Here is a 14,797-nt window from a genome sequence, read left to right as displayed (position 1 = left end):
CTCGAACGCGGCGCCCTCGCTTGTCACAACCGATCCTCCTCACGAACAGGTGCGGTAGTTCTATCGGATGGGTCCGACAAAACTTCGCCACCAGGCTCAACTCGGCCGGCGAGCGGCCGATCCTCACGGAACGGTCCCTCCCCCGGACCGGTCTCGGAGGTACAAGCCGTGAGCCTCGCCCGTTACGGCGCCCGCTCGGCCGGGTTCGCCCTGCTCTACCTGTTGGCCCTGTTCGCCGGGCACGCGCTCGACGGCGCGCTCTGGCCGCCCGCCGCCGTCGGCGCGCTCTGGCTGGTGGCGCAGGGCGCGCACGGCCCGCGCCGCTTCGACGCGCTGTTCATGCTGGTGCTGGCCGCGCTGGTCCCGACGACGGACGACCTGCTGTCGGCCGCCACTCAGGCGATCCCGCAGGTGGTCCCGGCGCTGCTGTTCGCCTGGCTGCTGGACCGCTGGCTGCCGCTCTACTGGCACGGCGTCAAGGGCGAGCTCGCCCGTCTCGCCGGCGCGTCCGCCGTCGCCGCGGTGGCCGGCGCGGTCCTGACGGGCGTCCTGTTCCCGTCCGATTTCACCTTCGGCACGGCCGGCTGGGCCGTCGTCCGCGATTTCCTCGCCGTCGCACTGACGGTCGTGGTCATTCGGGAAATCAAATTGAGGTACGCCTCGAAGCCGCGCGACAACCGCGAGGCGCCCGACGAGAACTACCGCGAGACCTTGCGCCACCGCCTCGACGAGGTCTTCCAAGAGGACGAGAAGCCGGCGCCGCGGAAGCGTTCACACCTTCGCATTGTCAAATGAGCGGACCACGGTGAGCGTCTCGTCCAGCCACCGGCGAGGCACGAAATGGCCGAACGTGTCGTTCGCGAAATAGGACACCCCGTCGATCGAGCCGGCCTCCGCCGCCAGCACCTCACGCTGGTAGCGGTAGGTCCGCCGATCGTCGAGGTGCGTCCGGTACCAATACCAGGGGTCGACGAAATCGAGCCCGAAGATGACCCGCGGCCCGTTGAGCGCCGCCTTGCTGCGTACGTTCGGCACGATCTGCGTCCGCTCGACGATCACCGCGAAGGTCGACACCAGAACGGCATCGAGATTGGCGTACGCCTCGTCGCTCATCCCCCACGCGGACCGCTCCACGTCCGCGGGCCAATATGTGTCCATCCAGTAGATGAGCCCCACGCCGAGTTCGGCCCGCATCTGCGCGAAGAACCGTGTGATCCCCTCGATCCGCGCCGCGGTCAGGGGCGGCGCGTTCGACGGCCGCCAGAATCCCACCAGCCCGAACTGATTGCCGAGCAGCACCCCGTCGAGGTCGAAGTCGCGGACGAAGGCGCCGGTCTGCGCCGCCACGAAATCCCCGGCGGCGAGCCCTTCCGGAATGCCGTCGGGATAGGCCGCGTACGCCCGCGGATCCGCGGCGAGGGGCAACGTCACGTCGATGACGCCCGGCACGATGTGCCCGCCGGCGTCGGCCGTCGCCGCGGCCACCTCCGGGTGCCGTTGCGTCTTCCATTCGCTGCGGCAGAACTCGGGCCCGGGCTCCAGATATTCCAGCAGCCGCACGGAAAGGCCGCGCCGGGCCGCCGCCGCCCGGATCGCCGCGTAGATTCCGGCCAGCAGGTGGTAATCCATCTCCTGCTCGGAGAGCACGAACATCGGCCCGGCCGAATAGGGGTTGTCCGAGCGCTCACCGCCCTCGCGAACCCGCGAGAGCCAGTCGAGATTGTGCCGCCGGATGACGCCGTCGCCGGCGGCGTAGCAGTTGTAGCGGGCCCAGTCGAAGGTCGCCGACTTCTCGCCGGAATAGTTCAGGATGTGGTCGCCGTTGCCGGCGCAGAACGCGATGGTGACCGGCCGCCCGGCCAGCCATTCGGCGTGGTGGTCGAAGAACGCCTCCACCCCCGGTTCCGGGTCGGCGAGGTCGTCGAAGATCTTCGGCGTGAGCCAGAGCAGGGCTTCCAAGGCGATGTCCCTCATTCGAGAAAGGCCGCGAGTCGCGCGTCCGACGCGAGCCCGAAGTGGTAGACGTGCAGGTCGTCGGCGCCGCGAAAGGCCGGGCTCGATCCGAGGATCGTGACGTAGGCGGCCAGCGACGAGCCGGGGCCGGCGGCCGCACGGGCCGCCGCGAGCGCCTCGGCTCCGTTCTCCCAGGCCGGTATCACGTACGACCCCGGCCGGTCGATCACCGCCGCCGCCGGACCGGTCGCCCACGGATCGGCGCTCGCGTGGAAGGTGGCCGTTTCGGGCACGACCGCCCGCAGCGCGGCGATCGCGGACGCGCGCACCGCCCGTACGTCCTCGGTGAACGGGCCGAGAGCCAACGCGATGTCGCCGTGCCCGGCCCCGACGGCACCGCGGATCCTCGAAGCCAACGACGGCGGATAGCCGGCCCGGCAGGCGTCGCAGAAACAGATCGAGAGAAGCGCCGCATCCGTCGGCGACCAATCGGCGCCCGCGGTCTTCTCGTGGGTGCTCTGGTGCCCGATCCCTAGCGGCCCGCACGCCTCGACGATCAACTGGTCTTGCCGGGCGACCTCATTGACCAACCGGGCGCAGTAATCCCGCACCGAAGGCTGCGAAGGGCAGAGCGCATAGCGATACCGGTCCCCGAAAGCGTTACGCACCACCAGATCCGGGTGCCGCTCGCCGAGTGCGGAATTGTGGGTGAGCACCACCCACGCCCGGACACCGATGCCGTGGGCGGCAAGCAGATCCCGGGCCTGGAGATAGGCGTCCGGGGCGGCCCAGTCCCCCGGCGCGAGAGGCCGCAGCGCCGTGTCGCGCCACGCCGTTTCCCGCACCGGCAGATAAAGCGCGGCATGGGACGCGTCGACGACCCGATGCCGCGGATGCCGCGGCGTAGCCGCCCGCACGGAATGGTAGGCGGCGGCCAGCGCGACATCGGTCACGCCGTACGCCAGAAGCCGTTCCACCGCCGCCGGATCGCCCAGCACGTCCCACGGATACAGATACCAGGTCACCATCGCGGCAACCGCGGATCGAAGTCCGGCTGCACCGTGCGCAGATATCCCGTGTCGTCGCGCACCTGGCGCCCCGAGTCGGCATATTGCCGGTGCAGCCGGTCGAGCACATCGTGGTCGAGGGTCACGCCGAGCCCGGGCCCGGTGGGTACCGGCACGCTGCCGTTCTCGAACCGCAGGACGCCCGGCACGACCACGTCGTCGGCGGCGTTCCACGGATAGTGCGTGTCGCAGGCGTACGTCAAATTCGGTGTGGCCGCCGCCAGATGGGTCATCGCCGCGAGGCTGATGCCGAGATGCGAATTGGAATGCATCGACAGCCCGAGCCCGAGCGTCTCGCAGACCGCTCCGAGCTGCCGCGTCCGCGCCAGCCCGCCCCAATAGTGGTGGTCGGAGAGCACGACCTGCACGGCGCCGGCGGAGACGGCCGGCGCGATCGTGTCGAACGAGACCACGCACATGTTGGTCGCCAGCGGCATTCCCGCGCCCCGCGCCACTTCGGCCATTTCCGCGACCCCGGCGACCGGATCCTCCAGGTATTCCAGAACCCCGTCCAGGGCCGCCGCCACCGAAGCCGACGTCGGCACGGTCCACGCGGTGTTCGGGTCGATCCGCAACGGGTGGCCCGGAAAGGCCTCCCGCAGCGCGTGGATCGCCGCGATCTCCTCGTCCGGCGGGAAGACGCCGCCCTTGAGCTTGATCGAGGCGAACCCGTAGCGGTCGATGAGCTGCCGCGCCTGCTCGACGATCCCGGCCGGGTCGAGGGCGGCGCCCCAGTCGTCGGGCTGCTGCCCGGGGTGACCCGCCCATTTGTAGAACAGATAGGCGCTGTACGGGACCGCGTCGCGCACGGCGCCGCCGAGCAGCTCGCTGACCGGTTGCCCGGCCAGCTTGCCCTGCACGTCGAGGCAGGCGACCTCGATGGCCGAGAACGTGCTGCGCCGGTCGATCGGCCGGATCCCCTCCCCCAGCGCCTCCTGCACCGCCCGCTCGATGCGGCTCGTCGCATAGACGCTGAGCCCGCGGATCGCCGACCGGACCGCCCGCAGGCGATCCAGGGCGGGCCGGTCGCCCGGGCACTCGCCCAGGCCGACCAGGCCTTCCTCCTCGGTGTGCAGCTGGAGGACGCAGCGCAGGGCGAGCGGCTCGTGCACGCCCCACGAGTTCAGCAGCGGCGGATCGGCGAACGCGATCGGCGTGATCTCGAGGTCGCGGATCCTCATGAGCGCTCGGCCAGTCGCAGGCCGGTCTCGAGCAGCGCGGCGAGCCGGTCGACGTGCTCCGGTGCGGCGCCGGTCAGCGGCGGCCGCACACCACCGGCGTCGAGCCCGCGCAGCCGCAGCCCGGCCTTGATCAGCGAGACCGCGTGGCCCGGTGCCCGGTCGCGCAACTCGACCAGCGGGTGGTAGAAGCCGTCGAGCAGCGCCCCGGCGGCGGCCGTGTCGCTGGTGCTGATCGCCCGGTAGAAGGCGAGAGCGATCTCCGGCGCGAAGGCGAAGACCGCCGAGGAGTACAGCGGCACCCCGATCCCGCGGTAGGCGGGCACGGTGACCTCGGCGGTGGGCAGGCCGTTGAAGAACTGGAAGTCGTCGCCCGCCACCTGCCGCACGGCACGGACCGTGCGATGCATGAGCTCGACGTTGCCGACGCCGTCCTTGATCCCGATCAGGTGCGGCAGCCGGGCCAGCTCGGCCGCCGTCGACGGGGTCGGCACGGCGTTGCCCCGCTGGTAGTAGACGGTCGGCAGCCCGGCCGCCTCGGTCACCGCGCCGGCGTAGTCGAGGATTCCCTGCTGGGAGCCGTTGACCAGGTACGGCGGGAAGAGCAGGATCCCGTCGGCGCCGGCCCCGGCCAGCCGGGTGGCGTGGTCGAGCGCGACCGGCAGCGGTCCGCCGGCCGCCGCGAGGACGGGGACGCGCCCGGCGGCGGCGGTGGCCGCGACCCGGGCGCACCGCTCGATCTCGGCCGGGGACAGGGCGTGGAACTCGCCGGTGCCGCAGGCCACGAAGACGCCGCCGGCGCCGGCCGTGACGCCCCGGTCGACGTGCTTGGCCAGGGTGGCCTCGTCCAGTTCGCCGTCGGGGCCGAACGGGGTGACGGGGAAGAACAGAACCCCTTCGAACAACATGCGCGTCCTCTCGTATGGGGGTCGGCCGGCGGGCGCGGGCCCGCCGGCCGGGGGTGTCACTTCTCGGCGGCGAAGGCCTCATCGAGTCGCTTGAGGACGGTCGGGACGTCGATGTCGCCGTTGAACAGCTCCTGGATGGCGATCAAGTGCTCGGACTGGACCTTCGGGCCGGGCCAGCGCTGGTCCGGGTAGACCGTCGACCTGCCGCCGGTCTGCGCGTCGAGGACGGGCTGCTGCAGGGCGTCGGCCTTGAACGCGGTGGTCGGCAGGGCGGGCGCGGCCGCGGCCTTGGTCGCATAGACCTCCTGGCCCTGGTCACCGGCGACGAAGTCGAGGAACTTCTTGGCCAGCTCGGGGTTCTTGGCCTTGGCGTTCACCGCGTAGGCGATGCCGACCGAGACCGGCACGAACGTGTCGGCCGCCTTGTCGGTGGCCGGGAACGGCGTCATCGAGAAGGTGGTGTCGGCGGTGGCGTACTTCTTGGCGTTGGCGACGGCGGAGAGCACGTGCACCGCACCGAGCGCTTTGCCCTGGCCGAGCATCTGCATCTGCTCGTCGTAACCGACCCCGTTGGGGCTCGGGTTGAAGCACTGCGCGTCCTTCATCTGCACGTACTTGTCCATCGCGTCCTTCCAGGCCGACGCGGCGAACGTGGTCTTGCCGGCCAGCTGATCGGCCGTGAACTCCGGGTTCGGGCCATAGACCAGTGAGGACGTCAGGGCGTACGGAATGAGCTGGGTGACCCACGCCGATTTCAGGCCCAGGGCGAAGGCGTACGTATTCTTGCCGCGCGCCGCCTTGCAGAATTCGAGCACCTGCGGGAACGTCGCCGGTTTGGCCAGCCCGCTTTTCGAGACGGCCTGGTCGTTCCAGACCGCGCCGATGGCCCCGATGGTGACCGGCAGCGCGACGAGCTTGCCGTTCGCGTCCGAGCTGACCGTCTTCTCGGCCTCGTTGACCTTGGCCGCCCAGGCCTCGCCGGACAGATCGGCCAGCAGCCCGTCCTTGCTCAGGTCGAGCACGGAGGTCGAGTTGCCGGCGCCGGGCCAGATCCGGAAGACGTCGGGCGCGGTGCCGGAGGCGAGCTGGGTGCGCAATTGCTGCTGGTACGAGGCGTCGTCCTCGGTGAAGGTGGTCTTGACCTCGATGCCGGGGTTGGCCGCCTTGAAGGCGTCGATCACCGCCTGGGCGGGCGCCGAGCCGGCCGCGGCCAGGGTCAGCACGCTGTCGTTCCCCGCGGCGTCCCCGCCACCGGTCGAACAGCCGGCCAAGGTGAGCACAAGGGCCGCGGTGGCCACAGTGAAGCGTTTCATTCATTCCTCCGAATAAGGGGGATCTCAGCCCTTCAGGCCGCCGGCGAAACCCTTGATGATGTATTTCTGCAGGGCGAAGTAGACGACCAGAATGGGAATCACACTGATCACCAGGCCGGCGAAGATCAGTGGCCAGAGCGAGACGAACTGGCTCACGAATCCGTAGATGGCCACCGGCGCGGTGGTGTTGTCGCTGCCGCCCAGATAGAGCAGCGGCAGGAAGAACTCGTTCCAGATGCCGACCGCGTTGAGGATGACCACGGTTCCGGTGACCGGGCGCAACAGCGGGAAGACGACGGTGAGGAAGGAGCGCAGCGGGCCCGCCCCGTCGAGCAGGGCCGCCTCCTCGTAGTCGAGCGGCAGTTCCCGCAGGAACATCGTGTAGAGGAAGACCGAGAAAGGTAGTTGCTGGCCGACGTTGATCAGGATCACCGACCAGAGCGTCCCCAGCAGCCCCAGGTCCCGCATGGTGGCGTAGAGCGGGAGCATGGCGAGCTGCCCGGGAATGAGCAGGCCGCCGATGATGCCGTAGAAGGTCCACCGCGACCAGGCGCGGGTGACCCGCGCCAGGGGGTACGCGGCGAGGGCCGCGATCACCACGATCAGCGCGACGCTGACCAGGGTGATCAGGAAACTGTTGCCGAGCGCCGGCCCGAGGTGGGCCTCACGCCAGGCGGTCGTGTAGTTGTCGAGGGTCGGCGGCCACGCGAACGACAGGGCGCTCGTCTGGCTGTCCTGCGGCTTGAGCGAGACGTTGACTAGTCCCACCAGCGGCACGAGGAAGAGCAGGCCGACGACGATCAGCACGCCCTCGCGGGCGAACGTCCACCAGGTGTATCGCGTGTGCATCACTTCGTCCTCAGCGTGAGGCGGTACTGCACGCCGGCGCAGACCGCGATGACGATGGTCATGACGACCGCCAGCGCGATCGAGAACGGGAAGTCGCCCAGGTTGAAGGCGCTCTTGTAGATCGTGGTGGAGATCGTCTCGGTGGCCGTGCCCGGCCCGCCGCCGGTCATCGCGACGACCTGGTCGAACTGCTTGAGCCCGCCGATCAGGCAGAGCATCACGTTGATCACCACTGCGCCGTTGAGGAGCGGGAGGACGACCCGGCGGAAGCGCTGCCAGGGCCCGGCCCCGTCGATCGTGGCCGCCTCGAGGACCTCGGCCGGGATCGACTGGAGCCCGGCCAGGTAGATCACCATCGAGTAGCCGGAGAACTGCCAGACGATCTCCACGGCGATCGCGTAGAGCGCGGTCGACGGGTCGCCGAGCCAGTCGCGGGCCAGGAAGTCGAGCCCGACCCCGTTGAGGAAGCCGTTGACCGCGCCGTTGGGCGAGAGCAGGAAGCTCCACACGTAGCCGGCGACCAGCGGCGTGAGCACGACCGGCGCGAAGTAGATGACCCGCAGCACGTACCGGCTCTTGACCATGCTGTTGACGCCCAGGGCGAGCAGCAGCCCGACCACGTTCTGGAAGACGACGATCACGGCGGCCAGCACGACCGTGTTGACCAGCGCGGCCCGCGCCCCGCGGTCGGTGAAGACCGCGGTGAAGTTGTCCAGCCCGACCAGCGACCAGCCCTCGCCGAGCCCGTTCCAGTCGGTGAACGAGTAGAACGCGCCGTTGAGGCTGGGCACCACGACGATGAACAGGTACATCCCGACCGCCGGGACGAGGAACCACCACGGCGCCCGCACTCCGACGCGCTTGCGCTTACCGGTACCGCCCTCGCCCACCGGAGTGGTGGCCGGCGCCCGGCTCAACTCTGTTGCGACCACTGGCATACCCCTTCACACCCTTGGCGCTCTTTCACATATGTGAAAGCTTCCGTGTGGGTGAACATGGCGGTACGCTATGGATCACTCACGGCAGATGTCAAGACCGTTACGGCTCTAAGGAGATCTTGTTGCCTTCCCTGCTCATCACCGGTGCTTCCGGCCGAATAGGCAGCTTGATCCGGCCGTTGCTGGCCCGCGAGGGCCGCGAGATCCGGTTGCTCGACGTCGCCGCGCCACCCGGTCCGGCCCATCCGGGCGAGGTGGTCCTGACCGGTTCGGTGACCGACGCCGCGCTGGTCGAGAAGGCGTGCGCCGGCGTCGACCTGGTGGTTCATCTGGGTGGCTACGCGAGTGAGCGCCCCTGGGAGCAGATGCTCGACGTCAACATCGACGGCACCCGGACGGTCCTGGAAAAGGCCCATCTCCAGGGTGTACGGCGGGTGCTGCTCGCCGGGAGCACGCACGTGGTGGGCATGACGCCGATCGCCGAGGTGGGCGGCGAGGCGATGCCGGCGCCCCGCCCGGACACGTACTACGGGGTGAGCAAGGCGGCGGCCGAGGCGCTGGGCAGTCTTTACGCCGACGCGTACGGCATGACGATCGTGACCGCGCGGATCGGCACCGTCGACGCCACCCCCATCCACGAGCGCGCCCTGTCGACGTGGCTCTCCCCGGCCGACGCGGTCCGGCTCGTCGAGGCGGTGCTGGCGCTGGAGGCGCCGGGACATCACATCGTCTGGGGCGTCTCGCGCAACACGCGCGGCTGGTTCTCGCTCACGGCCGGCGAGGCGATCGGATTCCGACCCCAGGACGACGCCGAGGTGTACGCCGGCGCGTTCCCCACGACCGCACTCCCCCCGGACGCCCGCGTCGGCGGCGTCTGGGGCGGCCCCGACTGGAAGGTAGGCGGATCATGGTGACCGCTGACACGACGGCCGCTTCCTCGCCCACGGCAGCGGCTTCGGCGCCCACAGCGACTTCGCAAGCCACAACGGCGCTCTCGGCGCCCACGGCGACTTTGCAGCCCACGGCGGCGGTTTCGGCGGCCATGGCCGCTTCGGCCGCCGCGCCCGCTTTCGCTCGCATGCCGGTGGTGGAGCGCGCCGCGCTGATGCACCGGGTCGCCGGGGCCCTCGACGCCGCGGCCGGCGAGCTGGTGCCACTGGCCGCCGAGGAGACCCGGCTGCCGGCCGTGCGGCTCACCGGCGAGCTGGGCCGCACCACGTTTCAGCTGCGGCTGTACGCCGACGAGATCGCCTCCGGGCGGCCGCTGCGCGAGCGGCACGATCAGGCCGAGTCGTCGCCCGACCTCTTCCGCACCGCGGTCCCGATCGGGCCGGTCGTGGTCTTCGCGGCGAGCAACTTCCCGTTCGCGTTCTCGGTGCTGGGCACGGACACGGCCGCCGCCCTGGCCGCCGGCTGCCCGGTCGTCGTCAAGACGCACCCGGGACACCCCCGGCTCTCCGACCGGGTCCACGAGATCGCCGCCCCGCTGTTTCCGCCGGGCACCCTCGGCCTCGTGCACGGCGAGCAGGAGGGCCGCGAGGTGCTGCTCGATCCCCGGATCAAGGCGGCCGCCTTCACCGGGTCGCCGGCCGGCGGGCGGGCGCTGTTCGACCTCGCCGCCTCCCGGCCGGAGCCGATCCCGTTCTACGGCGAGCTGGGCAGCGTCAACCCGGTCTTCGTGACCCGGGCCGCGGCCGCGCGGCGCGGGCCGTCGATCTGGGCCGGCTTCGCCGATTCGTACACCCTGGGCCTCGGTCAGTTCTGCACCAAGCCCGGCGTGCTGATCCTGCCGAGCTCGGCGCTCGACGCCGCCGCGTCCGCCGTGGCCCAGGCCCTGGACGGACACGCCGGAGGTGATCTGCTGACCGAGAAGATCGCGGACGGCTTCCGGGCACACCGTCCCCGCCCGTCCGCGCGTGCGATCTTCGAGGGCCCGCCGGGCGAGGGCCGCTTCGCCGCGCCCGCACTGTTCGCCACCACGGCGGGCGCGCTGCGGGACGATCCCCAGGGCCTGCTGGAGGAACGCTTCGGGCCCAGTGCGCTCCTGGTCGCGTACGACGAAGAATCGTCTCTTGAAGCTCTGGCGGAGATCATCGGAGGCCAGCTCACCGCGACCGTGCACGCCGAGGACGATGACGAGGTGGCGCCCGCGCTGGTGCGCAGCCTGGCCGGCGTGGCGGGCCGGGTGATCTGGAACGGCTGGCCGACCGGCGTGACGGTCTCCGCCGCCATGCACCACGGCGGACCCTACCCGGCGACCACCGCCCCGCTGCACACATCGGTCGGGCCGGCGGCGATCGAGCGTTTCCTGCGCCCGGTGACATTCCAGGACGTGCCCGCCGCGGTGCTGGCTATCCTTTCGAGTTCGAGGGAGGTCGATCGATGACCGAGGAAGAGCCGAAGCTGGTCAAGTCGGCGCAGCGCACCATCCAGATCATGGAGCTGCTGGGCGCCGCCCGCGGCCCCATGACGGTGACCGAGCTGCACCGCCGCACCGGCTTCCCCCGCTCGAGCCTGCACCAACTGCTGCACACGCTGATCGCCATGCGGTGGATCGAGAGCACCGCCGACGGCACGGCGGTCGGCGTGGGCCCGCACGCCCTGCTCTGCGGCACGGCCTACCTGGATCGCGACCCGGCGCTGCCGTTCGCCACCCGGGCGCTGGAGCTGATCGGCGACAAGCTCGGCTACACGGTCCACTACGCCCGCCTGGACGGCCCGAACGTCATCTACCTGGCCACCCGCGAAACCATCGAGCCCCGCCGGGCCACGTCGCGCGTGGGCCGTCAGCTCCCGGCTCACGCGACCGCCCTGGGCAAGGCCCTGCTGGCCGAGCTGACCCCGCGCGAGGCGGGCGAGCTGCTCCCCGGCCACCTGACGGGTCTGACCGATCACACGATCGTCGACCACGAGGCCCTGCGCCGCGACCTGGAGGAGACCAGAGCCAGGGGTTACGCCTTGGAGCGCGAGCAGAACACGCTGGGCCTGGGCTGCGTCTCGGTGGCCGTCCCCTACCGGATCCCCGCCACCGACGCGATCAGCTGCTCCATCCCGATCGCCGAGTTGACCGACGAGGAGATCGACCGGGTCGCCGAGGTCATGCTCGACCAGGCCGCCGCCCTGGCCACCCGCCTGCGAGCCGAGGGCATCCGCTGACCCCAGCCTTTCCCGCTGACCCCAGCCTTTAAGGTCGAGCCATGACGACCCTCGATCCCGCCGCCCGCGAGGCCGAGCGCGCCCGCCTGCGCGAGGCCCATCTCAAGCCGCCCGGCGCGCGGGCCGCCTCGACCGCGCGCGGGCTGCACCACACCGCGCTGATCAGCAGCGACGTGGAGCGCACGATCCGGTTCTATCAGGACGTCCTGGGCTTCCCCCTGACCGAGCTCATCGAGAACAGGGACTACCCCGGCTCCTCGCACTTCTTCTTCGACATCGGCCACGGCAACCTGCTCGCTTTCTTCGACTTCCCCGGCCTCGACGTGGGCCCGTACGCGGAGGTCCTCGGCGGCCTGCACCACATGGCGATCAGCGTCGAGCCGGCCAAGTGGCACGCGCTGGTCGGCCGCCTGACCGCGGCCGACATCGAGCACGAGGTGCACAGCGGCGTCTCGGTCTACTTCCGCGACCCCGACGGCGCCCGCATCGAACTGATCGCCGACCCGCTGGGCGAGATGTACGGCCAGCACGTGCTCTGACGGTTGACCCATCGGCGTCCATCGATGCACACTCTCCGGGGAAAGCGCTTACCTAGCCCCGGAGACCGCCATGACCTCACGCTTGGCGTACGTCGCAGCCCTCCTCCTGACAGCCACGGCGCCGGCCCCCGCCTCCGCCGCGCCCACGCCCGCGAACGCCGCGCCCACGCCCGCCGCGCCCGCGCACGCCGCGCCCGCGATGGAGCGGCTCGATCGCGGGCTCGTGGTGGCCACGACCGGCGAGGGGCACTTCCTGAGCTGGCGGCTGCTCCGCGGTGAGCACACCCCCTTCCACGTCTACCGCGACGGCCACCGCATCGCGACGGTCTCCGACAGCACCAACTACCTGGACCGCGAGGGCTCACCCGGCGCCCGCTACCGGGTCGCCCCGGCCGGCCACGGCCCCGCCGCCGCGGCCACCGCGTGGGATGCCGCCTACTACGACCTCCCCCTGAAGAAGCCGGCGGACGGTGACACCTACACCTACTCCGCCAACGACATGAGCGTCGGCGACGTGGACGGCGACGGGCAGTACGAATACGTCGTCAAATGGGATCCCTCCAACAGCAAGGACGTCTCGCAGGTCGGATACACCGGCCCGGTCTACATCGACACGTACGAGCTCGACGGCACCCTCCTGCACCGCATCGACCTGGGCGTCAACATCCGCGCCGGCGCGCATTACACCCAGTTCCTGGTCTACGACTTCGACGGCGACGGCCGCTCCGAGATGATGTTCAAGACCGCACCCGGCACGAAGATCATCCGTTACGCGCCGGACGGCCGCGTCCTCTCGCAGCGCTACATCACGATGCCGCGCGCCGACATCCGGGCCGGTTACTCGCACGCCGACGACTACCGGCTCAGCGCCGCCGGATACCACGAGCACCTGGTCGGCGTCTTCCAGGGCTGGCACGCCCACCCCGAGGTGGTCGCCGGCCGGTGGCCCGCGACCCTGGAGCAGGCGTTCGGCATCGCCCCGCGATACACCTACCCGCTGAGCCGGGCCGACGCCGCCGCCCTGGTCGACTACTTCATCGACGTCTACGCCCCCGCCCGCAGCGCCCGCAACGCGCTGCGGGCGTTCGAGGGCTTCATCGTCGACGGTCCCGAATATCTGACCGTCTTCGAGGGCGCCACCGGCCGCAAGCTCCAGACCATCCCGTACCGCCCGGGCCGGCACGACGACGGCCTGATGTGGGGCGATTACGCCATGCCGCGCATCGAGCCCGGCAACCGCGTCGACCGCTTCCTCTCCGGAGTGGCCTATCTGGACGGCCGTCACCCCTCCGCCGTCTTCGCCCGCGGCTACTACACCCGCTCGACGCTGGTCGCCTATCGCTGGGACGGGCGGCGGCTCACCGAGAACTGGCACGTCGACAGCGGCTGGACCCCCATGACCAACCCGTTCAACGACACCCCGCACGGCCGCGACGGCACCGATCCCGAGTTCGCCACGCTCACCACCCAGGGCTTCCACTCGCTCAGCGCGGCCGACGTGGACGGCGACGGCCGGCACGAGATCGTCTACGGCTCGGCGACCATCGACGACGACGGCAGCCTGCTCTATTCGTCGTTCGGCGTGCTCCCCGAGGGCAGCGCCGCTCCGGGTCAGCGGGTGCGGCTCGGGCACGGCGACGCCATGCACGTGACCGACATCGACCCGGACCGCCCCGGGCTCGAGATCTTCACCGTGCACGAGAACGCGACCCTCGCCCCGTACGGCATGGCCATGCGCGACGCCGCGACCGGCCAGGTCCTGTTCGGCACCTACTCCGGGCGGGACACCGGCCGCGGCATGGTCGGCGACGTGCTGCCCGGCACCCGCGGCCTCGAGTCGTGGGCGAGCATGCCCGGCGGCTCGGAGGCGCTGGGCGTGCACACCGCGACCGGCCAGGTGGTCCCCGGTACGATCCCCGGCACGAACCAGAGCATCCACTGGGCCGCCGACGGCTCGACCCAGATCGTCAACGGCGCCCTCGATGTCACACCGACGATCGACGACTGGCAGCGCGGCCGCTTGCTGACCGCCGACGGCACCCTGGCCAACAACGGCACGAAGGGCAACCCGAGCCTGGTCGCCGACATCTTCGGCGACTGGCGCGAGGAGCTTCTCGTACGGACGGCCGACAGCTCCGCCATCCGCGTTTACCTGAGCACGGAAGTCACCACTCACAAGCTCACCACCCTCATGCACGATCCGCAGTACCGGGCCGAGGTCGCCCGCCAGCAGACCACCTACAACCAGCCGTCCTACCCGAGCTTCTATCTGGCCGCCGACCGCGACTGGGACTGACCCGGGCCGACCGGCCGCCGCATGGCGACGCGGGGCCAGCGGTCGAGCCCGATCGCGGCCTCGTGCTCCCGCACGGCCCTCAGACCTGGGGTGAGCTCGGCCTCGGTGAAGCCCCGCCGGCGGTAGTAGGGAGCGTTCCACGGCACCTCGGCGAACGTGGTGAGCGTCAACGCCGGAGCGCCGACCTCCACCGCATACTCCTCCGCGCGGGTGAGCAGGGCCGAGCCCGCGCCCCGGCCCTGCATGCGGGGATGGACCGACACCTGTTCCACGTGGACGTCGCCGTCGACGAGACGCGCGAGCAGATAGCCCACGGGCGCGTCGGACTCGTCGACCGCGACCCAGGCCCGCCCCGCTCGCTCGTAGTGGGTGAGCACCTCGAGCGAGGGCGGCTCGTCGTCGGCGATCGCGGCCATGCCGATGGCGCGGAAGCTCTCACCCGCCGCACGCTCGATCTCGCGCAGTGCCGGAAGGTCGGCCGGAAGTGCTGTCCTGATTCGCATCGCGCCATTGTGGCCGCTCCGCGGAGATCGTTTGAGTTGTCCACAGCGGGGCGGTTATCCACAGGTTGGAAATTCGTTCGGCGCGGCCGTGGGCGAT

14 protein-coding genes are annotated in these 14,797 nt (G+C 70.8%); 6 read left to right on the top strand and 8 right to left on the bottom strand.

Going from position 1 to position 14,797, the window contains the following annotated elements; translation table 11 throughout:
* Positions 1 to 168: 168 nt before the first annotated feature.
* Positions 169 to 795, top strand: coding sequence for a hypothetical protein (locus CRP55_RS40085; RefSeq protein WP_097327222.1), 627 nt, complete (start codon positions 169 to 171; stop codon positions 793 to 795).
* On the opposite strand, the gene CRP55_RS40080 is transcribed toward CRP55_RS40085, so the two are convergent.
* From CRP55_RS40080 to CRP55_RS40050, 7 genes are read right to left on the bottom strand one after another with little or no spacing between them, the layout of a single operon-like run.
* The gene (locus tag CRP55_RS40080; RefSeq protein WP_143235263.1) at positions 772 to 1,974 is read right to left on the bottom strand and encodes a hypothetical protein; all 1,203 of its coding nucleotides are present in this window, start codon (positions 1,972 to 1,974) and stop codon (positions 772 to 774) included. The two genes, CRP55_RS40085 and CRP55_RS40080, sit on opposite strands and share 24 nt — an antisense overlap.
* Positions 1,971 to 2,981 (bottom strand): hypothetical protein, encoded by a 1,011-nt coding sequence (locus CRP55_RS40075; protein WP_097327220.1) that lies wholly within the window; start codon positions 2,979 to 2,981, stop codon positions 1,971 to 1,973. The genes CRP55_RS40080 and CRP55_RS40075 overlap by 4 nt, the downstream gene beginning before the upstream one ends.
* Positions 2,975 to 4,201, bottom strand: coding sequence for a glucarate dehydratase family protein (locus CRP55_RS40070; RefSeq protein ID WP_097327219.1), 1,227 nt, complete (start codon positions 4,199 to 4,201; stop codon positions 2,975 to 2,977). Before CRP55_RS40070 ends, CRP55_RS40075 begins: the two co-directional genes overlap by 7 nt.
* Positions 4,198 to 5,106 carry a 5-dehydro-4-deoxyglucarate dehydratase gene (locus tag CRP55_RS40065; protein WP_097327218.1) on the bottom strand — a complete coding sequence of 303 codons (909 nt, stop codon included), beginning with the start codon at positions 5,104 to 5,106 and terminating at the stop codon, positions 4,198 to 4,200. Before CRP55_RS40065 ends, CRP55_RS40070 begins: the two co-directional genes overlap by 4 nt.
* Positions 5,107 to 5,162: 56 nt before the next feature.
* Positions 5,163 to 6,419: an ABC transporter substrate-binding protein gene (locus CRP55_RS40060; protein ID WP_097327217.1), complete on the bottom strand. Its 1,257-nt coding sequence runs from the start codon at positions 6,417 to 6,419 to the stop codon at positions 5,163 to 5,165.
* 24 nt (positions 6,420 to 6,443) lie between these two features.
* Entirely contained in the window at positions 6,444 to 7,268 is an 825-nt protein-coding gene (locus CRP55_RS40055; protein WP_097327216.1) for a carbohydrate ABC transporter permease, read from the bottom strand.
* Positions 7,268 to 8,206, bottom strand: a complete 939-nt coding sequence (locus CRP55_RS40050) for a carbohydrate ABC transporter permease (RefSeq protein ID WP_097327215.1) — start codon at positions 8,204 to 8,206, stop codon at positions 7,268 to 7,270. Before CRP55_RS40050 ends, CRP55_RS40055 begins: the two co-directional genes overlap by 1 nt.
* Before the next feature lie 122 nt (positions 8,207 to 8,328).
* Between CRP55_RS40050 and CRP55_RS40045 the strand changes: the two genes are divergently transcribed.
* The 5 genes from CRP55_RS40045 (at position 8,329) to CRP55_RS55880 (ending at position 14,197) form a co-directional block, all read left to right on the top strand.
* Entirely contained in the window at positions 8,329 to 9,120 is a 792-nt protein-coding gene (locus CRP55_RS40045) for an NAD-dependent epimerase/dehydratase family protein (protein WP_245923672.1), read from the top strand.
* The gene (locus CRP55_RS40040) at positions 9,114 to 10,592 is read left to right on the top strand and encodes an aldehyde dehydrogenase family protein (protein WP_097327214.1); all 1,479 of its coding nucleotides are present in this window, start codon (positions 9,114 to 9,116) and stop codon (positions 10,590 to 10,592) included. The genes CRP55_RS40045 and CRP55_RS40040 overlap by 7 nt, the downstream gene beginning before the upstream one ends.
* Positions 10,589 to 11,362, top strand: a complete 774-nt coding sequence (locus tag CRP55_RS40035) for an IclR family transcriptional regulator (RefSeq protein WP_097327213.1) — start codon at positions 10,589 to 10,591, stop codon at positions 11,360 to 11,362. Before CRP55_RS40040 ends, CRP55_RS40035 begins: the two co-directional genes overlap by 4 nt.
* Positions 11,363 to 11,403: 41 nt before the next feature.
* Complete coding sequence (locus CRP55_RS40030) at positions 11,404 to 11,901, top strand: VOC family protein (RefSeq protein WP_097327212.1); 498 nt, start codon at positions 11,404 to 11,406, stop codon at positions 11,899 to 11,901.
* A 70-nt stretch (positions 11,902 to 11,971) separates the two neighbouring features.
* Entirely contained in the window at positions 11,972 to 14,197 is a 2,226-nt protein-coding gene (locus tag CRP55_RS55880) for a rhamnogalacturonan lyase (RefSeq protein WP_097327211.1), read from the top strand.
* On the opposite strand, the gene CRP55_RS40020 is transcribed toward CRP55_RS55880, so the two are convergent.
* A complete protein-coding gene (locus tag CRP55_RS40020) occupies positions 14,167 to 14,700 on the bottom strand; it encodes a GNAT family N-acetyltransferase (protein WP_097327210.1) in 534 nt (177 codons plus the stop codon). The two genes, CRP55_RS55880 and CRP55_RS40020, sit on opposite strands and share 31 nt — an antisense overlap.
* Positions 14,701 to 14,797 lie beyond the last annotated feature (97 nt).

It is taken from the genome of Paractinoplanes atraurantiacus, assembly GCF_900215205.1.
GTDB classification, from domain to species: domain Bacteria; phylum Actinomycetota; class Actinomycetes; order Mycobacteriales; family Micromonosporaceae; genus Actinoplanes; species Actinoplanes atraurantiacus.
This window is presented reverse-complemented; position numbering and strand designations above follow the sequence as displayed.